A 26,552-nucleotide genomic window follows, 5' to 3' on the forward strand; every position below is an offset into this window, starting at 1 on the left:
CTCATTTCTTACCTTATTATATAAAATCAATGTATTGTTTTTAATATGAAATTTGTTAACATAAAATTATGTTTACCTGCTTTTAAAAGGAGTCGACTATGTTTTTAAAACAAAAGCTGTTGCGCTCCATTGCCAACAGAAAAGGTACTGTTATTCTACGTTCTGAATTAGAACATCTAGGGAGTAAATCACAAATTGGCAAAGTGTTAGCAGCCCTTGTCAAAGAGGGGATTATCATTCGAGTGAGTTTAGGTGTTTATGCAAAAACTCGCTTTAACCGATTTGCAGGTAAAAGGACGGTAGCTGCGCCCTTTGAGTCAGTTGTGGAAGAAACCTTTCAAAAGCTTAATGTTCAAGTAACCCAAGGGCAGGCTTTAGAGGACTATAACGCAGGTAAAACGACTCAAATTCCAATGCAGCTACAAATTCGAACTCCAGGAAGGAAAATATCTCGAAACATCACTGTTTCAGGTAAAAATGTTCAATATGAAAAAAATTACGGAAGACCAAATTGCTGATATTCAAGATGCAGAAGCTGCAGGGCTATTGAATGGATTACCTGCATTTGTCGCAGAAAAAGATGTCCATGTAACAGATACGCTGCGTATTTTGGCAAACTTGAATATTGTGCATGAAGCTCAGTTGAAAGGATTTGATCCTAGAAGCAAAAAAGTACTAAATGACCCCATCAGTATTGAATTGCCAGTCAGGTTTGTTTTTTCAGGTGGTACCTGCTTATCGAAGGCTTATAATTTAATTAGCCGAATGTCAGAAGATATTGATATAAAAGTTATTCTTCAAGAAGTTCCTTCTAATTATAAATTAAAAAGTGAATTCCCTTCTGATAAAGCACGGCTAAAAGATATTCATCATCAACTTACTAAAAACCTTGAGGTTCTTGGTTTCTACCTCACAGATAAAGCTGGTGGAAATCCAGAAATTAATGATAAACATCGTCATTATAATGTTGATTTAAGCTATAAAGGGCACTTCAGTAGCGGGGATTCTAACCCTCTGCGTAGCTGCATCAAAGTTGAGCTGATAAATCGCCCCATTAATTTAGAGACTAAAAAATTAAAGATTAATTATCTTTATCAGCAATTAATAAAAAGTAATAACTATCCTGATTTTGATATCGAGTGTATTAATATTGCAGAAACACTTGCTGAAAAAGTGTTATCTCTTTTAAGACGATTTGCAATGTATTGTGCGGGTGTCAAACAATCTGAATTCGATGAGGCGTTAGTAAGGCATATTTATGATGTTTGGCGTATTCATACAATCCATCCACACGCCATCCATGCAGCAGCAAACATATTCGAATATACAGTTAACACCGATTTAGAAGAATACGCTTGGCAATTTAAAGAGTTCTCAGATAGCCCTTATAGTGTACTAAGTGAATGCTTAAAAGTGATCAAAGGCAGTGATGATGATAAAGGGCAGTTGCTAAGTCAATTATATAAAACAAAATTAACCCCACTGGTTTACTCTCAAGAGCCACATTCATACGAAGAAGCATCTAAAAGCTTTATTGAGGTTGCAGAGTATTTATTGCATCAATTAGCTAATAAATAAGTTCTTGGTAGTTATAGAGTTAATTATTTCATTACTATTTTCCCTCCAGTGTTTGCCCTCAATTTTACGCAGTAAAACCAACCAAAAAAATTTGGGGGCAAAATTGGGGGCAAAATTTTTCAGGTGGTTTCTTTAATATTTCCTTAACAAACAGTTAGCTAGCAATACCGACTCCTGTGATAACGCGCCAGCGAGTGACGCGTCTATTAACAATTTTCACTATGGTAGCGGACTACGAACTTTCAGTCGTCGTGGTTTATCACAGGTTTCGTGGGGCTGATTTTCTAACTAGAAATCACTCTTAGAAAAACCCGTCATTTCATCCAGTTCCATTTCGCGACCTAAGGCCGTCATTGGGTGGACAATCACTAAACCGCGTACGGATTTCTTCAGTTTGCCAAGATCAGCTTGTTCTTTTTTAGTGATGGGGCGTTTGAATGGCATATTCACCAATTTTTGTGCTTCTTTGCTTAGCTTCTTGTTACGCAACGCTTTCAGACGAGTAATTTCAATTTCTAGCGTCGCTTTTTCTTTCTCAAGCTCTGCGTATTTTTCTGCTTCGCTCGTCAGCTGCATACTTGTCATCTGGTGACGAATGAGGTCTAAACGGTCGCTAAGCAGTTTAATTTGTGTTTTTTCGATTTCTTTCATTATTAATTAACCGTGAATAATTTCTTGCTGGGAGTATACACCATTAGGGAATTTGTTGTTGGCTCAGTAAATATCTTAAAGCATTTATAGCGTATGAATGCGTTATTTTAAACGGCATATTAAGACCTCTTCTTGTGAAAGAGGCCATTGATTATGCATTCGGAAAAATACAGATAACAGTAAATCAAGCAGTTGCTGTCATGACATGCTTCTAAAACTGGAGGGTGAATGAATTTAAGAGGGTGCATTAACTCGAGGAAGGTAAAATGAATCGTTATATTGGACGAACAGCCATCGCTTGTGTGTTGTTATTATTGGCGGCCTGTGTTTTAGTATTTTTGACTAGCCATTTTGAGGATTTTGATTTTGACGAGAGGATTCAGGAAGAGCTGACATTTGAATCTCAGGGAATCACGTTATCTGGCACTTTGCTACAGCCAAATCATCAACGTCCAGTAGCCGTTGCGGTTATCATTCACGGTGATGGCCCTCAAGACCGTTATTCAAACAGCGGTTATAATCCATTATTTAATACACTTCTAGATGCCAATGTTGCTGTCTTTTCATGGGATAAAGCGGGAATCGGTCATAGCCAAGGTAATTGGCTACATCAATCAATGGCAAACCGAGCTGAAGAGGCGGTCGCGGCATTAAAGCTGATGCAGTCTCGTTACCCTGATATTCAAGTGGGGTATTTGGGTTTTTCTCAAGCAGGATGGGTGATCCCGATAGCCGCTGGGCAGTCACGTCCTAATTTTTCGGTGATCATTGGGGGGGCGGTTAACTGGCGTAGGCAAGGGCTGTTTTTTCAAAGTCTGCGTTATGCTCAGGAAGGCAAATCCACCGTCGAAATTGAGCGCTTACTCGCAAAAGAACAAAAAGAAAATGATGCGATATTTGGCGAAAATGGGACTAAAGATCCGCATCAACGCACCGATATGACATCAGATAGATTTGATTTTGTTGTCAAAAATTACCTAAGTGATTCTTCTTTAGATCTCTCTAATATGAATGGGCGTGTACTGGCTGTTTGGGGAACTAATGACCTGAATGTGGATGCTCAATTCAACGCGTGCCGTTACAAGTCTATTTTGTCTACTAATCCTCTAGCGAGCGTCATCGTATTGCCAAATGCAAGTCACGGGTTACTTCGATCACCTGAGTTTAATTATCAGCTTGAAAGTGATTGGCCTGTATGGCGGCAGGGGTATTTTTTGTGGTCTGGGCGTGAAGCTTACTCCCCCAATGGGTTGAAGGTCATTGTTGAATGGATAAAAAATGAAAAGCCAAACTTAATGCCATATGATGTGGTATGTAAGTCTGGTGGGTAGCAAGATTTTATCTGTATGGATAGGTGAGAATAAAATCGGATTGAGTCCCTAAAAAGACCAGGCATGTTGATAAAGACAGGCTGTAATATTCTGACCGTTTAAATTCGGCTTTTCCAAATTATGCCAGGAGACTGTGATGAGTAAAGAGCAAGTTGGCGGCAGCTTGCTCAATGACTATCTACAACATAGTTATATTACCAAGAAGGTAAAAGCCAGACTGAAGTTACCGCCCTAATGGGGGGCATATAACAGTCGTCAAATACAGACAGTCTATCCAAACGCAATCCATGCGGCAGCAGGCATGTTCGAATTCCCTTGGTCTACTCTTAAGAACAACATTCATACGAAAAGTATGCAAAGCTATATTTTCTTTTTAAATCAATAGTATTTATCTTTTTTTAGTCTGTCTGATTCACTCTTTGTTTACTAGTTTCTACCCCTTTTGGGAAGCAAAATATGCTGCTCTCGGGTTAATCAGTTAGTAAAAGAGCGCCTCTATTACGCTAGGTATGAGCATTCATAACGTTACTACTTTTTTAATATGATGGTTTTTTATATATAAAAAACAGATCCACTCGTAACAAAAGCTTGAATGGATGTAAGAAAATATCTAAAAAACCCTAATAATGCGTAAAAATAACACATTTGACTAATGTTAACTATTAATATTGATAATTATATATTAACTCACTTAAATTGGTTTGTTTTGCTGTTATTGGACAAATTATTGATAGATAACTCTGGTTTTTGTTGTTGTTGTTAACGAGGGGGAAAATGTTGGTTTTTTTATTTTTACTTTATTATCAGTTAGTTATTAATACTTATTTGGTTACATTCTATAGGTAAAATACATATTTTAAAGATATCTACGTACTCATTTTATGGATAACATTTATCTCGTTCCCAACAACAGAAAGAATTTTAAATTAAATAACTTTTAAATATTAATACAAGGTATATATAATGAACAAAACTTTAATCGCATTATGTTTAGCATTAACCACAACGTCTATTTCTGCAATGGCAGCGGATGCAGGTTCAGGTAAAATTACTTTTAAAGGTACAGTAAATAGCGGCGCTTGCACAATTGCACCTTCTGACGTTAATAAAGAAGTTCAATTAGGTAATATTTCAGCTGCTAATTTAGCAACTGCAGGTAAAACAGGTCCATTAAATACATTTGAATTAAAATTACAAGATTGCCAATTAGATCCAAGTGCATCTGGCACACCATATTCTAAAGTAAAAATTGCTTTTAATGGCCAACCAGATTCCGCTAAAGCAGCATTATGGGCAAATACAGGAAGTGCAGATAACGTTGCAGTTGCATTCTTTAATAATGCAGGAAACCCAATTAAACCTGGTGATGTTTTAGAACAAACACTGAAAGCATCTGAAACAACGATTATTTTATCTGCTCAAGTAGAATCAACAGGGGCTGCATCTTCAGGTAGCGTCAACTCTGTAGCGAACTATGTATTAAGCTACGAATAAGATAATCCGTCATTATGCATAAAATAAAGCTTTACGCGGGTTTGCGTAAAGCTTTATTTCCCCTCCCTATTATCAGAAGAGTGAAATCATGTATTTTAAGAAAAAAAATATAGGTTATATTATCTCACTCATTATGTGTGGTGGGTATGCCAATGCTGAAACTTTTAATATTAATGCACTTAATTTATCTGTCGAAGATAATATTGACTTAAGCTATTTTGAAAAAAATAGTTTAAGTGAAGGTTTGTATGAATCGGATATTATTTTAAATAATAAAAAAATTATCCGTGGTGAAAAAATTAAATTTATTAGCAATGATGGAATTATTGAGCCATGTATTACGGCACAATTAATAAAGCGATTTCCTTTAAATGAAGAAGCGAAGGAAACGTTAATGTTATCTCAAGAGGATAACTGTATTAATTTACATTCTCTTGATAAAAATATTACTGTCGATTTTAATGATAGTGAGCAAGTCCTTACGATTTCTATTCCACAAAAATACATGGAGTCCACCTATTCTTCGTGGGTTAGCCCTGAGATGCGTGATTACGGCATTGCGGGTTTAATTTTAGATTATACCATCAGTGATAATCATTTAGTTCGCAAAAATGAAGCTACACGTAACCAGTTATATGCGTTTGGGAATGTGGGGGCGAATTTTGCGCAATGGCGCTTACGAGCAAATTATCAATATGAAAATAAACTGGTGGGGAAAGAAGGGCACAGCGATAAGAAAAATAGTCTGGATTGGGAGCAAGTGTACGCCTTTAGAGATATTGCGAGTCTATCTGCAAAGTTGTTTGCTGGGGAAATTTTCGTCAAATCAGACTTGTTTGACAGCGTACGTTTCAAAGGCGTGAGCATGTTTACGGATGAAAGTATGTTACCACCAAACTTAAGGGGCTATGCACCTCAAGTTACGGGTGTTGCTGCATCCAATGCAACCGTCACATTATCACAAAATGGCCGTATCATTAGCCAAGTCAAAGTTCCTGCGGGCCCGTTTGTCATTAAGGACATCAGTCAATCCGTGATGGGAACCATTGATGTTACTGTGGCCGAGGATAATGGTAAGGAAACCAAGTTTCAGTTTACAACAACCAATATTCCGTTTCTGACTCGTAAAGGTCAAGCTCGCTATGCGATGAATTTAGGTCAGTTATCCCCTAAAAACGGGACTTTTGCTAACGATAATTTTATGACTATCGAAAGCTCTGTCGGGGTATTGAGTCATACTTCTGTGTTTGGCGGGTTAGTGGCGACATCTGGAAATAAATACCAAGCAATTAACGTAGGTATAGGTCAAAACCTCGGGTTTTTAGGGGCTTTTTCGGTGGATATTACTCAATCTTATGCGGATACCTTACTGGGTCGTGAAAAAGGGAAAAGCTACCGTATTAACTACGCTAAAGATTTGCCAAGTATTGATGGCCAGTTGACATTAACGGGATATCGTTTTGCAGACAGAACCTTTAATTCATTATCCAATTTTGTTGAGCAAAACTTTGCAGACAAGCAACATATAGATACGAATAAAGATAAGCATGTCTTTTCATTATCTTACGCTCAGCAATTACGCAGTATTAATGCAAGTGCGAATATTACGGCATCACGTAAAACGTATTGGAATGGTAAGCAAAATAACTATTTCAGCGTAGGTTTAAATAAATTCTTTGATGAAGGTGTCATGAAAGGTGGCAACATCTCACTGTCTTTAAATCAAGTACGGGGGTCTAATGATAAAACGGATAATCAACTTTATTTGTCTGTGAGTAAGCCATTAAGCTCTGAAAATCAAAATGCATCACTATCCTACTTTGCATCTTATAGTGATAGCAGCAAGCGTTATACGAATAACGTAAATTACAGCCAACATGTTAATAAAGATACTAATTATAACCTAACTGCTTCAACGCAAGATGGACTGTCGGAAGGGATGGTCAGTACCTATGTTTCGCACGGTGGTGAGGCAGGGCAAATTCAGGCCACGGGGTCGTTATCGGACTCCATGACCTCACTCAGCATGACAATGAGTGGCTCAGTGACAGCGACACAGCACGGTATTTCAGCACACCGTTTAACGTATCGTGACCAATCTCGTTTAGTGGTTGATGTACCAAAGGCAAAAGGTGTAGTTATTGAAAATAGCCATGCATCAACTAATCGCTGGGGGTTAGCAACTATCAGTAATGTGCCGACCTACTATAATATGGAATATAAGGTTGATGTAAATAACTTACCAGAAAACGTCAATATTGATGATAACGTATTAGCGGCAACACTCACTGATGGCGCAATAGGTTACGTTAAAATGGATGCGGATATTGGTCAGTCTTTGATAACAAGAATTAAGCTAGCTAATGGCCAGTACCCGCCATTAGGTTCCGTGGTGAAAAATAGCGTAACGGGTAAAGTTTCAGGCATTATTGCTGAATCAGGCATTGTGTACTTAACTGGGTTGAATATGGGCGATCAACTTAGTGTCAATTGGGGGGATGCGCAAGCATGTACATTCCTTGCTGACAGTCTCCTTGCTAAAAGCAGCGATTCAATTACTTGCAGTCACTAATGTGATTTAAATGGGTGAAAAAATGACATTATTTAAAAAAGCACTTTCCATTGTTTTGTTATCAAGCGTAATGAGCCAAGCGTATGCAGTGCTTGGATTAGATAGAACCCGTATTATTTTTAATGAAGCGGATGGTGGAACCAGCGTTGTTGTTGAAAACCAAGATACAGCCTCTTCATTCTTAGCACAAACCTGGATAGAAGACCAAAAGGGGGCAAAACTGACGAATTCATTAGTGGCGTTACCTTTTTTACAAAAAATAGGCCCTAAGCAGAAAAAACAAATTAAAATTGCTTATATGGATGGGCAAAATATCTTACCTACGGATAGAGAAAGTTTGCTTTATTTCAATGTGTTAGGTATTCCACCGCAAGGAAAAGAGGCCAATGCTGTTCAATTTACCATTCAGTCACGTTTAAAATTGTTTTATCGACCAAAAGGCATTGATTACAAAATATCGGCAGATAAAGATTTTCAACGGGATTTAAAAGTCACGAAACAGGGGGGGAGTATTACGTTATCGAATCCAACACCGTTTAATATTGTGATAACGAATATTAATGTCGATCAAAGTAAGGATAAAGATTTTCCTGAAGTGTTAGTTGCTCCGTTTAGTGATACTAAGGTGACATTAAAAAACCCGGCCTGGAACAGTTTTGAAATCGCTTATATTGATGATTTTGGTGGATTGAAATTTAATAAATACCAATGTGCAGCAGGGCAGACTTGCCAGCTATTACCACGGGCAAAATAAACAATGCAAAATTTAAATTGCGTTAAAATGGCCGTGAAAAAACGGCTATGGCAAGGAGGCGTGTTTTCGCTCCTTTTGATGTCAGGGACAGCGGCTTATGCGGGGGTATCCTGCACGAAAAACCCTGGACTTCCTTGGAACCCACAACCCGAAATTAATATCGATATGAATACAATCCCTGGTGAAACACCTCAAGGTACGCTACTCGGTACGGGAAGCTCTGGTTGGTTTTCATGGAATTGTAATTTTTCTGGAACAGATGCACAGCGTACAATCTGGTTTAATAATCAGACACCACAAAGTATCAAAAATACATTACTGAGCAATGGGGTTCGGCTTTATCAAGAAAATATCTATGGCGGGAGCGTTGAAATAACCCAAACAAACACCCCATCACTAAAAGTGGGTTCATGGACCAGCGGGAATGCAAACGTCATGTTTGGCTACAATTATAAGGTCGTGAGAGGGACGGGGCAGCTGAAGTCATTTGATACAGGTCTTTTTACTGTGGGTTATCATAGAGACTATCTCGGTAAAAGCCTTGGTGATACCTATCAAGCAAGGATTATTGGAAAACTGGTGAATTACTGCCCAACGCCGATTGTTCACATGAGTAATAAAGTAGTTGATTTTAAAGAGTTAACTGTTGAAGATTTTGAGAGCGGTAAAACCGTTAAAGAGAATTTTTCATTAGATTTAGTGCCTGACTCAACTTGTGATGCTGCATTAGAAGTCAGTGTTGCATTCCAAAGTAATAGCGGTGTAATAAATAAAAAATACATGGTCTTTAATAATGGCTTACAAGCGGCAATTACCGATAGAAGCACCAATCAAATAGTCTCGTTTGACCAATATTATTATAAAGGAAGTATCAGCAAACAAAAACCAGGCTATTTCCCTTACAGTGTTGAATTATCAAAAAAAGATAATGAAGCTATTAAATCAGGGCAGTTTAGTAACACGGTGAATGTGTTGTTTACTTACCGCTAGATATTTTCAGGTATTATCGATATCTAACGCCCATCACGCTCGCGTGGTGGGTTTTTTTATGTCGAAAATCGTGTTTATTCGTTCAGATATGACGTAGTGGAGATAATCTGACGAACTGGCAGCGCTGTGCTACTGAGTAAAAGGAAGATGCATGGTTATCGGGATGCCAGCGTGGTTGGCATCAAGCTAATGAACTTTTGCCCTTTAATCTGCATTCATATGCTGGCTCCGTACAGACTCAAAAATTACAGGTATAATCCCCCATTATCTCACTGACAATTTTATTGATGCGGAAATAGAAATGGCAAAACTCACTTTACAAGAACAGATGCTACAGGCAGGGCTTGTCACCAGTAAAAAAATGGCTAAAGTTCAACGAACTGCGAAAAAATCACGGGTACAAGCTCGGGAAGCCAGAGAAGCGGTAGAAGAAAACAAAAAAGCACAGCTTGAGCGTGACAAGCAGCTGAGTGAGCAACAAAAACAAGCGGTGCTATCAAAAGAATACAAAGCGCAAGTGAAGCAGCTGATTGAAATGAATAAAATTGAAATAGCGAAAGGCGATATCGCTTTTAACTTCACCGACAACAATGTCATCAAACAAGTGATGGTAGATAAAAACACACAAAAACAACTGATTAGTGGTCGCTTGGCAATTGCCCGTTTGATCATTGATAACAGTGATGTAAATGGATACGCAATTATCCCTGCGGTTGTCGCTGATAAAATTACTCAAAGAGATGTGGATAGTATTGTATTAAATAATGCGTTGAGTGAGGAAGCTCAGGATGAAGATGATCCATATGCTGAGTTTAAGATCCCAGATGATTTGATGTGGTAATACTCGTCATACTTCAAGCTGCAGCGTTGTTGACCGCGTTCACTCGCACTAGTCACATACTTATGTATGCTCCTAGCGTCTCATTCTCTTGTCGCCTAGCTGCAACTTGAATTATTTAGAGTATTAAAGTTCGGGCTATATAGAGTGTTAGAACGGGCTACTATGAATAAAATGAAGTGGTTTGTGGCTAATTGGATGTGTAAAACGCAGTTCGTTGGCGTGTAACATCAGCCTTGGTGCATATTCTGTGCCAGGTAAACACTGGCCGCCATATAAATCACACCCCAAAATGGGATACCCCAAATATTGACAATGAATACGTAGCTGGTGGGTGCGCCCCGTTTCAGGGGTGAGCTGCACTCGCGTTAATGGGACAGTTGTACCACCCACTATTTCTTGTTGAAAGCGTTCCAGTACCAAATAACGGGAACGTGCGGGTTTTCCATTCACTTTGCAAATAGACATTCGTGGAAATAACGCGGGGTCTTTTGCTATCGGCGCATCAATTATCCCTTCGTTATCATTCAAGTGCCCGCACAGTAGTGCTTGGTAAACTTTAGCAACAGTACGTTGGCTAAATTGTTGGCAAAGTACGGCATTGATGGCTTTATTAAGGGCAATAATCATCAGCCCTGAAGTACCAAAATCTAAGCGATGGACAAGGGTACAATTTGGAAATAGCTTCACTAGTCGATAATGTACAGAATCTAAATTTTGAGGGTTTTTCCCTGAAAGGCTGAGTAACCCCGAAGGTTTATTGATAATCAGTAAATATTCGTCTTGATAGAGAACATCAATCTGCTCATGGCAAGGCGGGGCAATAAAGGTATCAATAATCGTAGACATCGACTTCTCTAAATAAAAAAGGGGAAAGAATAATAACTAATTTATCATCTGCCGTCGCCTTGGGATGTTGTAAATTTATCATCCAGCTAAAAACCAAAGGCATGGTCTGAGCCTACATTGTGCTTTATACTGCCGTCAGAGAAACTGAGTTTAAAACGATTAATTAGGTGGTAATGCAATGAAAGGAACAATCACAACGTGGTTTGAAGATAAAGGCTTTGGATTTATCAAAGATGAGAACGGAGATAACCGTTATTTCCATGTGATTAAGGTTGCTAACCCTGAACTGATCAAAAAGGGTGCAGAAATCACCTTTGAACCAACAACCAATAATAAAGGTTTGTCTGCTTTTGCTGTTAAAGTGATCCCTGAAAGCAAGTATATTTTTATTGCGGGCGAGCGTTTGAAAATCACTTCAATTAAATCTTTCCTTGTATACAGTGAAGAAGTTCCCGCAGATGCAGGTATTGATAAAGCGAATACCGTGTTATCGGTCGGTGCGCTGATGAGCAGTATTCGCCCAAAAACGGAAATTAAACCTGGTGATATGCGCTCACTGAAAAAATTAGCTATCACTACGCTACATGGCACTACATTGACATTTTCAGAAGATGAAATCGATATTGAAGAAACGGTAAAACGATTGAATTCATGTAAGAATTAATCCTTGGATAGAGCAGAAAATTGATGAATACCAGAGCGCCATTTTATATGGCGCTCTTAGTTAGATAACGTTAATAAATTATAATATCGTTTGTTATTCTAGGTAAATCCACTTAACATTGATTCAGTGCGTTAAAGAGGCAGGCTTCCCTTTTGGGCTTAAACGCCTAAATATCGATGCGTAAATTTAATTTACGCATACTCGTAATATTGGTAACGGTAACGGCATCACGAGAATAGGCTGATAGTCGTATTTTGTCTTGCTTTTTAATTGGTTTATTAAGTTGAATTTTTATTTTTTTAGAGATAAATATTGGGTTGGCCATTACTTTTTATGGGTAAAACTAAAATTATCCATATTTATGGTTTATTGTTTCACTCATATTATGAGTTTATATGATTAAAATTAATGTATTTTGTGTCAATTTGTAATTCAATGTAACTCTATATGTTTTAATCCTTATGAGAGTAATTAATCGTTCTGAATTACGCTTAATAATACCCTCCATAAATTATAATATACTAATAATATTTAATTAATATATTTATCAGGTAGTTAATTATCCATTCCTTAACTTAAATACTCATTAAATGCGTATATCAATCAGTTAAAATGATCGATAGTCAACATTTAATAGTCAGTGCCTATCAAATAAAGCGATTCGATCGATATAAACGTTTTTACTCTTATTTTAATGTATTTATTATTAATAAAAGTTAAATGTTTAATTAATTATTTTATATTGGAGTGTGGTTAATGAAATCTAATATAATTAGTTGTCATGTTGGTGTTTTTTTAAGGCGTGCCCGTAAAGAAAAAAATATGACAGGAAAGCAGATGGCTAAATTAATGAATATTAGTCAACAGCAAATCTCACGTTATGAAATAGGGACCACATCTATCACGTTAGATCAATTAGAACAATTTTTGAGAATATTAGATAAAAGATGGATTGACGTACTTCGATTTCTTGAAGATGAATCAGTGATTGGAATAAAAACAGATAAAAACGAAAGTAAAAATAAATACCTTGCATGGAAAGGCTATTCTACTAAAAGTTTCATTAATAATTTCTAGTCATTATAACAGCCAGAATAAAATAATCAGGTTTTCTGATTATTTTATTGATTATATTTTATAAAAAGCACGGTTAAAAGTGTTTTTTATACTATGTAATTATTTTTTGATATAAATTAAATTAGAGAGAATAATATGTTAAATAAAAAAATGGCATCTGTTTTGCTATCAACAGTTATTGCTGCGTCTTTTGCAACCGTTGCTAATGCCGATACCCGTACAGCTCAAGCGACTGCAACTTGGCAAGCAACAGCAATTAAAGATACAACAAGTATGTTAGTTGTTACTCCATTAAAAAGTTTAACGTTTAATTATGCTGAAGGCCAAAAAAGCTTTAACCAGCAAAATGGTGCATTCGATGTTGCAATTCAAGGGCAAGCAGGTGCTACAGACTTTAAATTAGCATCAAAAATTATTGCAAACACATTAGCAAGAACAACTGACGATTCTAAATTAACGGTTGGTGTTAAATGGAATGGTGAAGATCTTAATAAAAATACAGATTTAGTTTTAATTGATACATCAAAAGGCTTAACTTCTGGTTTAGATAACTTAGCGGCTGATGGTATCTATAACGGTTCTGAGCGTGCAACAGACCGTGGTGAATTCACCTTTGTTATTGCAAGCGCAGAAGCTGCTGGTGCAGCAACAGACTTTAAAGCACTGACCGATGGTACATGGGATGGTGATGTAAAAGTTCAATTTACCGCGACTTGGGACGGTACTTTCACACCAGCGCCTTAATTATCTCTTAATTGGATAATTGAATACTACGATAAAGATACTATAGGGAAATAATATCTTTATCGTTATTCCTTTCTTAGAAATTTATGATTATGAAAAAAATAACATTAGCGTTAATTTTATTATCATGGCTTCCATTAAAAAACAGCTTCGCTGTTAATGTGGGAAATATTACTGAGATAATACCATCTGATGAAGACACAATAGCGAAAGAAATAGAGAACACAGTTGATACAGCAAGGCTGGTAAATTTAACAATCGAAAAAATAGATTCTCCACTTGAGAACGGGAAGGTTATTCCAGTCGCTGACCCTAATGAAATATTGTCAACACCAGCTAATTTAATTCTGCCAGGCAAAGCAAAAGATGTGTTTAAAATTATTTATCAGGGGCCAAAGGACGATAAAGAACGCTATTACAGATTGAATTGGAAAGATGACCCTATTGGTGAAAGCGGTGTTACACAAAGTTCAAAATCAGCATCAGCAACGACATCGGCAACAATTAGCACGATTTTAGTTGTCGCACCAAGAATTGAAAATTTTAATTACCAATATATTAATTCTCAAGTTGCAAATATTGGTAATAGTTCTTTTCGTGTTGTGGCCTCAGGACCGTGTTTAGCAGAAAAGCAAAAATATGCAGTAGATGGTGTTTGTCGTGAGCGATATTACCTCATGCCACATTTAGCCGTTAAATTGCAATTTGTCGATCTTTCAAATAAAAAATCTAGCGTAGGTATTTGGCACAAAGGAGAGTTCATTGTTGTCAAATAATGAAGAATGGACTTAAATCATGCGTAAGAGTGCTATTGCTTTATCAATATTGAGTATTATTTTTTCGAATTCGATTAATGCTGATGAAATGAAAAGTATTAAGATTGGTGGATATATTATTCCTCCTGCATTTGTGAGTGCATTGGAAGAAGGTATGTCTGTGCCTGTTTTTTTACGACTGAACGATGAGACTAAAAAAAGTCAGAGTGAAAGCAAAATTGCAGATGCAGTTATTGTCATTGATCAGGATAAAATTAAATTATCAAGTCTTCATCTCATTGAGAATGATCAGGGTGCGAAACTCAATAATTTATTAGTTGATAAGCTTGAAAGTAAGCAAAATGCTATTTTTAATGAAAATAATGGCATTGTGATTGATAACAATGCCGTTCTTCAATTAAACATCTCTTCATTCAACCTATCATTAGATGTTGATAAAGCCGCGTTTGCACCAAAAGAGCATGCGAGACAATCTGTTTTAGGAAATTCTTCAGTTAATTCACTTTCGGCTGTTGCCAATTATGATTTAGGGGTATTTCAGAGCCGAGTCAAAGACGCAAAAGATTCATCAAGTAGCTATTTTAATTTAGATACCTTATTTGCTGCCGCAGAGCATCATTTTAATGTAAATGCCTCGGCTTACAGTATTGGAAAATCGAATTCGAATGTTGAGCTGTATCGTGCAATGTATGAGCGTGATTTTAATGGATTCCGCTTTGCACTGGGTTTAATGAGCACATGGAATCTACAATCGATTGCCAGTTTAACGGCGCTCAGTAGCAGTAAAATTTATGCGGCTTCCATTGGAAATAATTCATCCAGTATGGTGGTGAATAAACAACAGTCATTAACACCCATTTATGCTTTTTTAAATAGTCCTGGTGAAGTGCGAATTTACCGCCAAGGTAAATTATTAAATATCCAAAATTTTCCCATGGGTAATTTTGAGGTTGATACTAGCGTGTTGCCTTATGGGATCTATGAAGTCACTATCGAAACGGTTGTTGATGGGAAAGTTGTCACTACACAGCACCAAACAATTAATAAATCTTTCGGTGCGATAACGGGAAATTACGACAAACTGAATTGGGAAATTTATGGTGGATATATTGATTTTGATAAACGCCATTATGTGAGAGGTGAAGATTCACATAGTCAAACCCCTGAAAAAAGTTATTTAGCGGGTGTTTCTTTTGCTTATAACTTCCCTGTGTTATCGGGTATTCGTTTCCAAATGTCTAATTATGGATTTGATAAGTTTGTTGTACAAGAAACCAGCGTTAACGCCACTTTAAATAACTATATTTCAGTTGCTTGGCAGGGCATGTTAGAAAATCATGGCAGTCACCGTAATATTGCGACGGTTTCGGTCAATATCCCCGAAGGGTACGGTTCTTTATGGGCATCTAAAGAAAAGACTGTCGTGACGGGCGATTTACCGCTTTATGATGCGGATAGCTATTCTTACGGCGGCACGATTAATTTTGACAAAATTATTGATAGAACAGGTTCGTTTACTATTAGTAACACCAAAGACCGCCGTGTCGGCAGTGATTCAATCAACTATGAGTACGCGAACACATTATTCTCGGGCCGTTATGGCACGGTAGGATTAAGAGCGGGTGTTCAGCGTTATCATTATGATAATCAAAATAGTACCAACGAAAAATACGTGAATCTTGATTTCTCTTTGCCACTTTCTACGTGGTTAAGTACTGGTGTTTCTTCGACAAACGGTAACGTAAAAGCCAATATTTATGCGAATAAGAATTTTGAAAATTCCGTGATTACTAATGCAGGTGTTTCAGTTTCAAAATTAGTTCGTGATAAAGATAATGGTGAGTCTGATTTTTCAACGTTGGGCTATGCGTCTTACGACACAAAATATAATTCAGGGACTGTAACGATTAATAGGCCTGATAATAACCGGCTCAATGGTAACTTAACTTCGCGCGGCTCAGTAGCCTATAGTGACGGAATGATCACGCCTAGCGGGCAGCAAGGTAAATCTGGCGTGATTATTAATTCAGATATTAAAGGTAGCGGCAGTATGGTCGCGAAAGTGAATGGCCAAAACTACCCAATTAGTGGAAAAAATACTTTTATTCCATTGTCTCCTTATTCTGATTATGACATCCAATTAATGAATGACGGCAAATCAAAAGACAGTTTTGATATTGTCTCTGGTCGAAACAAGTCCGTTACATTATATCCAGGAAATATTGCTCTTTATCAACCTGAAGTTAGGCAATTAGTGACCGTATTTGGTCGCCTGAAATCGCCTAATGGCGAATATATAAAATATGCTTCCATTCGAAACCATATTGGTCGAACAAAAACAGACCAAAATGGTGAGTTTTCCATGGACGTTGATGTTCGATACCCAGTGATATCGTTATTACAGGACGACCAACAGACTATTTGTGAAGCAGACTTAAACCTGCAAGGTGCACGCGGTGCATTGTGGGTTGGCGAGGTAACTTGTGAGCCTCAAGAAGCATTTGCTAAACGTTAATTATCTCTTTAAAGGCTAACTGAATATGCGATTATTATCGATAACAGCACTCTTTTTTTCATTTGCTGTTTTAACGCCGAATTCTTTTGCAGCAACCGCACCACTGCAAGAATATGTCATTGTTGAAAACCAAATTGATAACGAATTTTTTATTGTGGCAAATAGGGTTGATCCGCGTTTTTCGGGTTCCAATGTTTTCACAAAATATCAGCGTAATAGTCAATTAAGTTTAGGCTATATGGGATATACAGGTACACCATTTAGCTCAACGTATAATATAGGCGATATTTGGTTAGAAAATTCCCCTGTTAACCAACCCTTTATTGGAAACCGTTGTATGACGAACAACCGAAATTGCCCTGCAACCTCTTATTGGCCTGCTCAGCAATTACGGGATAATGGCGCATATAAAATACAGCAAACAGGTACGCCAGGTGAATCAGGTTATTCAAGGCCTATTTTCTCGGAAGCATTTTATCGTTGGTTAGCGGAAATCCCGCCAGGAACAGAATACACGTTTGATTTAAGAACATGTACAAGTCGTGATGATTATAATTTAAGTAACACAACGTGTATGACCAGCGGGGGCCGAACAAGCACGCAGCAACACTACATTCCAACCAATAAAAAAGGGAACATTATTTTGAAAGGCACTGGCGCCTTGCAAGAGGTGTTTGTGGACAGCAATGGGAACCCAACTATTGGGCTGGGTTCTAATTTTTGTTCCACGGGTATTGTGGCAAATGCTTCTGGTGTGATTTGTAAATTAGTGGAGTTAGAAACTAAAGGTTCATCAATTAGTGGCTCATTTACTGTCCGTATGTATATTGATAATGCAAAGTTAGGTTTAGCGAGGGCGCCAGCTGCGGCATCTATTAAATATAAAGGCACTAACAGTACACGTTGGACAAATTGGTCTTCAACGACAAATATGTCTGATATTTTTAACAATGGCTCACAGAATATTGAAGTCTTTCTTTCCAATGCATATTTAAAATCGATTGTTGATGCTTCGCCAAACTCCACTGTCACATTGGCGGATAGTGTTTATACGTTTGGTTTTCAGTCTCCGCTTCCTCAATCAGGATTTTATGAATTCACACCGTCTAACTACTTAATTATTAAACCAAGAGATTATGGGATTAGCATTATTCCTGCGGATTTTAATCCAAATCAATCGAAAACGGGTAAGGTTGGTAGCGAAGAGCCGCCGATAGAGTTTAATTACATTGTGACGACCAGTGGCCCAAGACAAGCAGACTCTATTATGGCAAAAGTTGAAGGACCCCAAACAACATTAAAAGGTCAGTCGTATTGTTTATTCACGTCAAGTGATAACAAATTTAATGTCCCTTTTTCTGCATACCTTTCATTTAAAAATGGCAGTGGGGTGAAGGAGTCACACCGCGCAAGTTGTGATAATAATGAAATTTCATTGAAAAATGCATTATGGGCGGAAACCCCTTGGGACAGGCCAAATGAAGATCTCGGTTCCTTTTATCGTACTGATTTAGACTTATCATTCCCAATGAATGACGCTAATTCATTTTTCACATTAGACGGTATTGATTGGTTAGGGACAGTTTCAGCAAGTGGGACGATCACCGTTAAGGCGATTTGGACAGGGCCTGATATTCAATAACTTTAATGGCTATTTTGTGGCTACTTGTAAAGACGCAAGTAGCCTTTTTATTGGTACCAATTCTTCCTTCAATTTAATAGCAGATTTTTATTATGAAACGCTTCTCTTTGCTTAAAATCCCATTCTTAATGGTGTTGTTTTCGTTTTACAACAACGCATTTGCGTTATATATCAACTCAGATATTTCTTCGATGGATTCGGGCCAAGAGTTTTTTTCTAAGCCATATATTAATGACACGAAAAAAACGAATTTATATAATTTTAGCGCTTATAAAATTGATAGACCAGGTGGCCAAGAACGAGGTGAGCCGATACTCAATGGTGAAATTATCTTTACTCCACTGAAGAAAATTTTATTACCAGGAGAGCAGGAATTTTTTAAGATATTTTATCGAGGGCAAGCGGATGAAACTGAGCGCTATTATAAGATCATTATTAGCGAAACGCCTTTGGATATGCGTAATGATAATGGAAAAAAAAAGCAGCCATTATTTTACCCAACAGTGAGCTTAGAAACCTATTTTGTTGTGAGGCCCAAAAAACCAGACTTTAAATACGACCTCAATTCAAATGATGGGGCACTAAAAAATACGGGTAATACCTATTTTAGGGTGTTATTACATGACAGCTGTGATGCAGATGATGATTCGGAACCTTATGTCTTTTATTTGCTGCCTAATCAAGAGTTTAATGATGTGCGATTAAAGAAAAAAAGCCGAAAATATATTGTTATTTTCGATAAATATTACTCGGTTGGGAATTGTGAATAATTAATGCAAAAGAGGCTTTTAATAAGTAAAAGCCTCTTTTTAACACTACGGTGTGGACATAATAATTGTTGCTGCAGAGTTAAACTGGCCTTCGGTGAGCTCATTTGGCGATAAATTTGGCTTCTTTACTAACGTAAACATTAATGTATCTCGGCCATGGCCATTTTCGATTTTTGAATTGAAATGCCCATTCATTGGGGAAACACGTTGCCCTTGATGATAAATTTCTACACCTAATCCTGGCATAATCGGGCCTTGGCTGCCGATATCACCTGTTCTGACGAGTAGCGCATCTCCTGAAAAGGTTGATGTTTCACCACTTAAAATCATTTTTATTGGTGCTGTTAGATTATTATCTTCACAGCTATATGTGATCTCAACATTACGCTGAAAACGGCTCGCACTACCCACTGTTGAAATGCCTGATGCATTAACCGTTTCAAAATCAACAATAATGATTTGGTTATCATTGATATCGCATGTCCCTGTTCCAACAACGACATCATTTCCAGCATAGAAATTCCATTTAAAATAGGCGTGGTCAATATGTTGGTTGCTGCCTACAAATGTTGCATATTTATGGAGATCGAGTGTCATCAATAAATCCCCTTTTCTGACTAAAACTGAAGGTGTAGGCTTAACATTTACTTGCAAAAATAACTTAATTTGTAAGGGCTCAGAGGCGGTGGTTAAACGGAAAACTGGAATTTCTTGACCACTAAATGGTGCTAAATAATAAGCACCGCGTACAACAACACCCGCTTTTAATTCAGGATTATTTTTAAACGCAGGGCCTAAGTCAGCTCCTGTGACATTCAGGTAGTCGACATAGGCGGAGGGAGCTTCATTGCGGCAGGTCATAAAGTCGCTCACATCCGCGAATTCATTAATTCGATTAGGTACAGCAAAAATATCATTATCAAGAGGAACATCTTGAATGCTTTGTGTTCCGCCGCCAACTTCTTGGCCCCCATTTGTTTTACATTGGAATGCAAATATGGTGGGGGAGAATAATAAGGTTGCGAGAAGTAATATTAATATCTTCATTGTTACTGATACCTTAATCATAAATTAAACTAAAAATAGCGGTTGCAGTAAAATGGCCAAACGCAATACTTTTATTTTTTATTGCATCGGGTTCCCCTTGTACATTCGCATTAAAACTTAATATATTTGTACCATTTTCTAGATTGTATGCGGGCGTCGTACTATTAATGGGAATTTTTTTACCACTGTATTCTAAAATTTCAATTCCTATGCCCGAAGCCATACTGCCAGAATCTAATGCAAGGAGGCCTGGTAGATTGGTATTTTCGGTTCCTGTAAATTTAACTGTCACCGTTTTAAAGATACTATTATCACAGTCATCTAGGTGAATATTAAAATTTTCCAGTGGTGTTTTTTGGTTAATATAGAGGTATTTATTTACGATAGTACCAAAGTCCACAATGATATTTTCATCACCAGGCCTGACCGTGCAAGCTTCAGCGACAAGCTGTCCTCTTATCTTAATTTCACCTATTTGGCCATTTTTTGCATGGCTCGTTAATGAAAAAAATAACAAACTGAATAGCATGAAGAGTATTATTTTTTTAAATTTGTTAAAATTGAAATTTAAGTTATTCATATAAATACCTTCAATGCTCTATCCGCTAATTGAATTAGCTTATTCATAGGTTATTTGGAAAGAAATAATGCTTCGGTACGCGCCTGCCTGTAATTTTTCTGCAACTCTGACGGGGGCTACGTAATAAGTTAAAATATTTTGCCCAGACGAAATAAGTTGTGGTTCGCTGTACTCACCAAAGGCAATTTCTTTCCCTTTTGGGTTAGTAATTTGTAATCCCAATCCAGTAACACCTTCTACGCTGGCAATGTTAGGGCGAAACGGAATGACAGGGGCAATAAACCGAATTTTCATCCCAGGCTGGGAAGTGCTCCATGTGACGTTGCCCGATTTATCATTTCTTAGGGCGGTTGGTGTGTCGATACAATCCAGTAATTCAATATTAATCGGGGTTTTATGGCCTTGTGCACCAATTGCTTTTAATGACGCAGTTTCAACATTCCCCAAATCAACGGATTGAAATGCAGAGTCCATAGATAAATGGCAAGCGCTCTCAGTTAAGGAGCCGTAAACAAAAATTTTTCCATTGGCGCCTTCGACATCCCAATTCCCTGTGGCATTATGAAAGGCATTCTCGGATGCTCCATATATTACAGACGATGGAAATATCAGAGATAACCCGAGAAGTAAGGTAAGACTTTTTTGATTAATCATCTTTTACTCTCTATTTATTTTCAGGAATAACCTGGCATGTGCTGGCTTGGCATTTAAATTGCAATTTTGGGCGACCACCATAGTCATTGATATAGGTTAGTACTGGGTTCGCACCAACGGTGGAGCTTGGGACACCTAAATTTTCTTCGCTAAATGGCGCGATCATAACGGCTTTAAAATTATGATTTACAGGCGAGTTTATGCGCTCTGCTGCGCCAATAATGGTGATATAAAAAGGTGTTGGATTTTTAATAATATATTGGTCGCCTTGTTTAATAAGCTGTGTTTTTTCCTGCCAAGGGTTATTCAACATTTCCGTTTCACTTAGCATGATACTTTTCGGGCGGTAAAATAATTTAATTTTGCTTTGTAATGCTAATTGTAAAACATTCGGCTTATCACTTTTAGGTGGTATCTCCCTTAAATTAAAGTAATAAACGCTTTCTCTGTCTTGAGGTAATTGGCTTATTTCAGGAAGCGCTTCAACACGAACTTGGCTTGATTTTTCGGGTTCAACTCTTTGCACTGGAGGTAATACCGCAAAAGGAGAGGTAACTTTCACCCCTTGAATATTTTCTACCCAGCCTTGGGCTAAATAAGGCAGTTGGTTATTTTTATTGGTAATAGTAATTGAAACGCTTTTTTGATCGCCATTAAAAATAATGCGAGTTCTATCTAAAGCAATTGCTGAGAAAGCGCTTCCGCTAACTAAACTGCTTAATAAAATAGTACTGATATATAAATTAGTTAATTTTTTCATAGCAATCACTCAGTTACAGATTATTATCTGTTTCATTACGTTTATTTGATAATGGCTTACAAGGAATGAATAATCCTTGGCTAATTGTTTCTAAGTTCTCAGGAAAATGAATTTCACATTGAGCTGCGCCACCCCAATGAATAATCATGACTTCATTTGGATTGATACCACTGACGTAGGCATATCCATTATCAGTGACGATCCCTGTTTCTTTTCCTTTCAAATTAGTAATCTGAGCACCAAATGGCGGCGCAGTGCCGTCAGACATACGCATTGAAAGCATCATTTTTTCACCAGACAATACATTAAATTTACGGTAGCCAATTGCACCTTCTGTTAATGTTGCCTGAACAATAGAATCAGTTACCTCGGCATTATTCGGTAATGCATTTAAATCGACTTTAACTTTACTGCGGTAGTAACTATTTAAGTCAGGCACGACCACTTTACCGAATGCATTGGATGCAATAGGGATACCGCGGTCTGATACGGGGATTTTAGCTATGCCGTCAGTGTCGATAAGTAAACGAGTGCCGCCAATATTTGAAACTCGGTGAGCATCCGCACCTTTCAACGTCATAGTGAATCCGCCTTGAGCCCCTAATCCAAATGACGTGTAGTTATTGTGAATATAGCTGGCATTTGCGGTTAATTTCGTATTATCTCCGTAATGAGTAATATAGGTGCTTGCGGTTCCACCTTTGTTGGTTGATCCTGCGCTCACTTGGTAATTAGTTCTATCTGATAGTTTGTCATAATAGGTAGCCCGATTAACAGTATCATCCCGCGTTGCTTGTAATGAGTAACCAATATTGGCACCATTTCCCCAAGGCATTGATGCTGAAATATAAAGACCGTCATCATTTGTTTCATTATATTTATTGCGATATGCAGATAATGAAATATTAATATTTTTCAGGCTTCCCCAATCTAAGGTTTTTGTTACCATTAAATTGTAGCGATTGCTTTCTGGCTTATCCCAATAGGTTTGGTGCGAATAATTTAAATAAGCAGTGATCCTTGATTCTCTAAAATTTTTATTTAGAGAAATCACATACATTTCCTTATTACTGCCTTGGCGTTCGCCTGAATCTTTAGCTGTTAAAAAATCAGTCACAGTCATAAAACTGCGCTCAGAGAAGCGGTAACCTGCGAATTGGACTTGGCTATCATAGTCATCAAAGCGCTTCGAATAGTTTATTCGATAAGAGTTACCTGTCAGTTTTTTATCATTCGGAATATTTGCAATAGAATGCGTAATATCGAAAGATAAAGCACCAAATGCTAATAGGTCGCGTCCTATACCTACGTTGAATGCATTATAGTCTTGGCTATTTAATGAGCCTGCGAGCAATGACCAACCATTGGTGACACCCCATGACATTTCACCACTTGCGAATGTGTCTCCGTTCACATGGTGATCCATATCGGTTGGTCGACCCATTGCTAATTTATATCGAATACTACCAGGACGCGTTAAATAAGGGATATTAGCCGTTTCAACTTGATATTCTTGAACCGAACCATCCTGTTCTTCGATTCGAACATCCAGTTTACCCGTCGTCGCATCGCTTAAGTTTTGGACACGGAAAGGCCCCGCAGCAACTTGTTCTTGGTAAATAACTCGCCCTTGTTGACTAATAATGACCGTAGCATTGGTGGTTGCAACACCTGTGATTTCTGGCGCATATCCACGTAAGTTTGGTGGAAGCATTAAGATATCTGAGCGTAAGCTAATCCCAGTGAATCGAAAACTGTCGAATAAATCCGTATTAAAATAGTCTTCACCCAAAGTTAGTTTTGCTTTAATGCTAGTTAAAGCTTTATAAGCATAAAGTCGGCTCCATTGGAAATCATGCTCATTTTTACTATTTGAGCTAGTTTCTCGTTGGGCACGTCCCTGCCAATCACCCCTGAAGCGCCATGCACCAAGGTTAACACCTGCAACACCATTCGCCGTCACATTATAATTACTATTGTTATCGTGAGGTTTATTGGCTCTTGCATTAATGTTGTAGTCTAAAATAGCCCCTGAAATCCCCTCATCCCAAAGAGAGGGTGGATCCCAGTTAGCGGTTCTATATTCAAGATAGGCTTGCGGAATACTCAGGTATAATGTTGCGTCAGATAAATCGCCCTGAGCTTGAAAGCCAGGTAAACTGAGTAAATCAAGACACTCATTATTATGCCACCACGTAATTTTCTTCAATGAGTCCGCTGTTAGCCCTAATTGTTGGACTTGTTCTTGTGTAATACATACAAGGCTTGCTTCAGGGTCATTTTCAGGTGCATAAAAAGAAAATCGTTGTTCAGGCAGAGTTTCTTTATTTAATTGTATTTTTAGAGGGTAAGTGCCAGGCATAATATAGCCAGCACGTGAGAATTGCTTAATATCGATGTTTTTTTTGTCTTCTAAATCAAATAATGCTGTATTAAATTGTATAGTATCAGCAGCATATAACTGGGCAGATAATGACCCAAAAGCGAACATTATCGTTGTCGTTATTATATTTATTTTGTGTTGTTTAAAAAACATAAAAAACATCCCTAAAACACCAATATAACTTTTAGAATTAATAATAATCGACCTTGAACCTTAATAAGGTTTGGTAATTACCCGCTTTAACAGGATGATAATTGGTGACTAATTGCATTTGATATTTCAGTATCATTGTGCCAGGAGTAATTCCTAGTGCAGGTAATGGCTTTCCTGGTGTAATGGAATATCCTGAGATATCATGCAGTGCCAATTGCACTCCTTTTGCTTCACCCGAGAGTGTGAAGAAATTACCTTCTGACGGACCATCAAAAGTGACTTCGAGTGAATTCCATTCGTTATTATCTTTTGAATATTTTTCCCAACGGCAATCAACGAGTTTAATATTGAATTCTTTTATGGGGCCTTTCCCAACTTCGCGAATATAGCTTGTTGGAAGAACCCCCATATTAATGGTCTGATCCCTTGACCCGATATCTATTGCACAGGCAGTATCGACTATTTCGCCGTTCATTGTGACTTTTCCCCATCCATGAGGTGATGCCGCCATTTGTGGCGAAAGAAATAATGTAAGAAGCAATAGAGACGATATATTTCTTGGCGAATAGATAAATCCTTTCACTTTAACCTCTGACTTAATTAGGTGGCTAATAGAGGAATACAGGAGTATTCCTCTTTAACTAATCAATTAGTTATAAGTTAAGGTAAAGTTAGTTACGCCTTCGAATTTACCTAATGGAATTTTATCTACTGCAACGTTTGCACCTTGTACATAAGCGCTATAACGTAGAGTGTTATCACCTGCTTGTAATTGGTGTTCTTGTGCTGTTGCAACACCCATATCTAATGCTGCACCGTTTGTATCCGTTAATTGAATACCGACGTTACCCGCAATAGTTGGATCGGTTGCATCTAAGCCAGTTACACCTAATAATTTAGAGTTGAACGCAGCACTAGAACCAGAGAATGTGATGCTGACTTTGTCATTATAGACTTTGTCATTTGCATCTTTAGGGAATACACAGTCTTCTAATTCAATGTTGAATTGTTTCGCACTAGAAGTACCGCCATTTGCTAAAATAGAGTTAGCGATTTGGCCTAACCATACTGTTTGGTCAATAGAGTCGGAACTAATTGAGCAAGGTGCATCGATGATTTCACCTTTAAATGTAACTTTACCATGCCCTTGATCAGCGAGTGCTGGAGAAGCGATAGCGGCAGAAACAAGTGCTGCTAAAAATACTTTTTTCATTTGAACCTCATTTATATATAACAACGTGATGATTACCCAACAATTAAGTGGGCATAGTTAAAATTTTATATTTTTTAAATAACTATTTGCTGTATAAAGAATTTAAAATAATTTCAGATTGCCGATTAAAAATATAATGGCAATTATCTTGCTCATCGAAGCGGCTTTCATTGTTATGAATAAATGAATTAGCATGAGGATGTTCTTCATTTATTTTCAATGTTATACTTTCGAAAAACGCACTAGGGTTAGTATCTAGATAGAATAAGATTGAAAATAACATCCCACAGTTAATGCTACATATTCCTCTTTCGTATCGAGAAATTTGTTGTTGTGATATTTTTAATTTTTTAGCTAGATCTTTACCGCTTAGCCCTTTTTCTTTTCTAAGGTGGAATAACTCCAAACCAATTTGCTCAGTTAGTATTTTCTGAAAATTATCTATACTGGTTTTTAACTTATTATTTTTCATATCTCACCAATAAAGCTTTATGTCATTTGGTTTATACAGTTAGAT

The 26,552-nt window shown here is 37.5% G+C and carries 25 protein-coding genes; 15 read left to right on the top strand and 10 right to left on the bottom strand.

Annotated elements, in window-relative coordinates; translation table 11 throughout:
• Window positions 1-98: 98 nt before the first annotated feature.
• Both KDJ85_RS12795 and KDJ85_RS12800 read left to right on the top strand, forming a co-directional pair.
• Window positions 99-518: a DUF6088 family protein gene (locus tag KDJ85_RS12795; protein WP_225819991.1), complete on the top strand. Its 420-nt coding sequence runs from the start codon at window positions 99-101 to the stop codon at window positions 516-518.
• Entirely contained in the window at window positions 487-1,578 is a 1,092-nt protein-coding gene (locus tag KDJ85_RS12800) for a nucleotidyl transferase AbiEii/AbiGii toxin family protein (protein WP_225819992.1), read from the top strand. The genes KDJ85_RS12795 and KDJ85_RS12800 overlap by 32 nt, the downstream gene beginning before the upstream one ends.
• 288 nt (window positions 1,579-1,866) lie before the next feature.
• Here KDJ85_RS12800 and KDJ85_RS12805 read toward each other — a convergent pair whose 3' ends face one another.
• The gene (locus tag KDJ85_RS12805) at window positions 1,867-2,229 is read right to left on the bottom strand and encodes a YibL family ribosome-associated protein (protein WP_225819993.1); all 363 of its coding nucleotides are present in this window, start codon (window positions 2,227-2,229) and stop codon (window positions 1,867-1,869) included.
• 266 nt (window positions 2,230-2,495) lie between these two features.
• Between KDJ85_RS12805 and KDJ85_RS12810 the strand changes: the two genes are divergently transcribed.
• From KDJ85_RS12810 to KDJ85_RS12835, 6 genes are all read left to right on the top strand, one after another.
• Window positions 2,496-3,560, top strand: a complete 1,065-nt coding sequence (locus KDJ85_RS12810) for an alpha/beta hydrolase family protein (protein WP_225819994.1) — start codon at window positions 2,496-2,498, stop codon at window positions 3,558-3,560.
• Window positions 3,561-4,523: 963 nt separating this feature from the next.
• Entirely contained in the window at window positions 4,524-5,054 is a 531-nt protein-coding gene (locus KDJ85_RS12815) for a fimbrial protein (RefSeq protein WP_225819995.1), read from the top strand.
• An 88-nt stretch (window positions 5,055-5,142) separates the two neighbouring features.
• Window positions 5,143-7,626: a fimbria/pilus outer membrane usher protein gene (locus KDJ85_RS12820; protein WP_225819996.1), complete on the top strand. Its 2,484-nt coding sequence runs from the start codon at window positions 5,143-5,145 to the stop codon at window positions 7,624-7,626.
• Window positions 7,627-7,648: 22 nt separating this feature from the next.
• A complete protein-coding gene (locus tag KDJ85_RS12825) occupies window positions 7,649-8,380 on the top strand; it encodes a fimbrial biogenesis chaperone (protein WP_225819997.1) in 732 nt (243 codons plus the stop codon).
• A 3-nt stretch (window positions 8,381-8,383) separates the two neighbouring features.
• Window positions 8,384-9,370 (top strand): hypothetical protein, encoded by a 987-nt coding sequence (locus KDJ85_RS12830; RefSeq protein WP_225819998.1) that lies wholly within the window; start codon window positions 8,384-8,386, stop codon window positions 9,368-9,370.
• A gap of 301 nt (window positions 9,371-9,671) precedes the next feature.
• Window positions 9,672-10,211, top strand: coding sequence for a DUF2058 domain-containing protein (locus KDJ85_RS12835; protein ID WP_225819999.1), 540 nt, complete (start codon window positions 9,672-9,674; stop codon window positions 10,209-10,211).
• 147 nt (window positions 10,212-10,358) lie between these two features.
• On the opposite strand, the gene KDJ85_RS12840 is transcribed toward KDJ85_RS12835, so the two are convergent.
• Window positions 10,359-11,057, bottom strand: a complete 699-nt coding sequence (locus KDJ85_RS12840) for an RluA family pseudouridine synthase (RefSeq protein ID WP_225820000.1) — start codon at window positions 11,055-11,057, stop codon at window positions 10,359-10,361.
• A gap of 178 nt (window positions 11,058-11,235) precedes the next feature.
• Between KDJ85_RS12840 and KDJ85_RS12845 the strand changes: the two genes are divergently transcribed.
• From KDJ85_RS12845 to KDJ85_RS12875, 7 genes are all read left to right on the top strand, one after another.
• Window positions 11,236-11,721, top strand: a complete 486-nt coding sequence (locus tag KDJ85_RS12845) for a cold-shock protein (protein ID WP_206085170.1) — start codon at window positions 11,236-11,238, stop codon at window positions 11,719-11,721.
• Between the two features lie 756 nt (window positions 11,722-12,477).
• Window positions 12,478-12,798: a helix-turn-helix domain-containing protein gene (locus KDJ85_RS12850; protein WP_225820001.1), complete on the top strand. Its 321-nt coding sequence runs from the start codon at window positions 12,478-12,480 to the stop codon at window positions 12,796-12,798.
• A gap of 135 nt (window positions 12,799-12,933) precedes the next feature.
• On the top strand, window positions 12,934-13,542 hold the full coding sequence (gene ecpA / locus KDJ85_RS12855) for a common pilus major fimbrillin subunit EcpA (protein ID WP_225820002.1): 609 nt from the start codon (window positions 12,934-12,936) through the stop codon (window positions 13,540-13,542).
• A 92-nt stretch (window positions 13,543-13,634) separates the two neighbouring features.
• A complete protein-coding gene (locus tag KDJ85_RS12860; RefSeq protein ID WP_225820003.1) occupies window positions 13,635-14,318 on the top strand; it encodes an EcpB family pilus assembly chaperone in 684 nt (227 codons plus the stop codon).
• A gap of 19 nt (window positions 14,319-14,337) precedes the next feature.
• The gene (locus KDJ85_RS12865; protein ID WP_225820004.1) at window positions 14,338-16,833 is read left to right on the top strand and encodes a TcfC E-set like domain-containing protein; all 2,496 of its coding nucleotides are present in this window, start codon (window positions 14,338-14,340) and stop codon (window positions 16,831-16,833) included.
• Between the two features lie 25 nt (window positions 16,834-16,858).
• A complete protein-coding gene (locus KDJ85_RS12870) occupies window positions 16,859-18,475 on the top strand; it encodes a fimbrial protein (protein WP_225820005.1) in 1,617 nt (538 codons plus the stop codon).
• Window positions 18,476-18,567: 92 nt separating this feature from the next.
• Complete coding sequence (locus KDJ85_RS12875; protein ID WP_225820006.1) at window positions 18,568-19,245, top strand: fimbrial protein; 678 nt, start codon at window positions 18,568-18,570, stop codon at window positions 19,243-19,245.
• A gap of 45 nt (window positions 19,246-19,290) precedes the next feature.
• Here the strand turns inward: KDJ85_RS12875 and KDJ85_RS12880 are convergent, their stop codons facing one another.
• From KDJ85_RS12880 to KDJ85_RS12915, 8 genes are all read right to left on the bottom strand, one after another.
• The gene (locus tag KDJ85_RS12880) at window positions 19,291-20,292 is read right to left on the bottom strand and encodes a fimbrial protein (RefSeq protein WP_225820007.1); all 1,002 of its coding nucleotides are present in this window, start codon (window positions 20,290-20,292) and stop codon (window positions 19,291-19,293) included.
• A gap of 13 nt (window positions 20,293-20,305) precedes the next feature.
• Window positions 20,306-20,872, bottom strand: coding sequence for a fimbrial protein (locus KDJ85_RS12885; protein WP_225820008.1), 567 nt, complete (start codon window positions 20,870-20,872; stop codon window positions 20,306-20,308).
• 39 nt (window positions 20,873-20,911) lie between these two features.
• Window positions 20,912-21,526: a fimbrial protein gene (locus KDJ85_RS12890; RefSeq protein WP_225820009.1), complete on the bottom strand. Its 615-nt coding sequence runs from the start codon at window positions 21,524-21,526 to the stop codon at window positions 20,912-20,914.
• Window positions 21,527-21,536: 10 nt separating this feature from the next.
• Window positions 21,537-22,286 (bottom strand): fimbria/pilus periplasmic chaperone, encoded by a 750-nt coding sequence (locus KDJ85_RS12895; RefSeq protein ID WP_225820010.1) that lies wholly within the window; start codon window positions 22,284-22,286, stop codon window positions 21,537-21,539.
• Window positions 22,287-22,299: 13 nt separating this feature from the next.
• On the bottom strand, window positions 22,300-24,831 hold the full coding sequence (locus KDJ85_RS12900) for an outer membrane usher protein (RefSeq protein ID WP_377210624.1): 2,532 nt from the start codon (window positions 24,829-24,831) through the stop codon (window positions 22,300-22,302).
• 28 nt (window positions 24,832-24,859) lie between these two features.
• On the bottom strand, window positions 24,860-25,405 hold the full coding sequence (locus KDJ85_RS12905) for a fimbrial protein (RefSeq protein WP_225820012.1): 546 nt from the start codon (window positions 25,403-25,405) through the stop codon (window positions 24,860-24,862).
• A 66-nt stretch (window positions 25,406-25,471) separates the two neighbouring features.
• Window positions 25,472-26,035 carry a fimbrial protein gene (locus KDJ85_RS12910; protein WP_225820013.1) on the bottom strand — a complete coding sequence of 188 codons (564 nt, stop codon included), beginning with the start codon at window positions 26,033-26,035 and terminating at the stop codon, window positions 25,472-25,474.
• An 82-nt stretch (window positions 26,036-26,117) separates the two neighbouring features.
• Window positions 26,118-26,507 (bottom strand): helix-turn-helix domain-containing protein, encoded by a 390-nt coding sequence (locus KDJ85_RS12915; RefSeq protein ID WP_225820014.1) that lies wholly within the window; start codon window positions 26,505-26,507, stop codon window positions 26,118-26,120.
• Window positions 26,508-26,552: the final 45 nt, after the last annotated feature.

The organism is Providencia vermicola, from assembly GCF_020381325.1.
Lineage (GTDB): Bacteria > Pseudomonadota > Gammaproteobacteria > Enterobacterales > Enterobacteriaceae > Providencia > Providencia vermicola.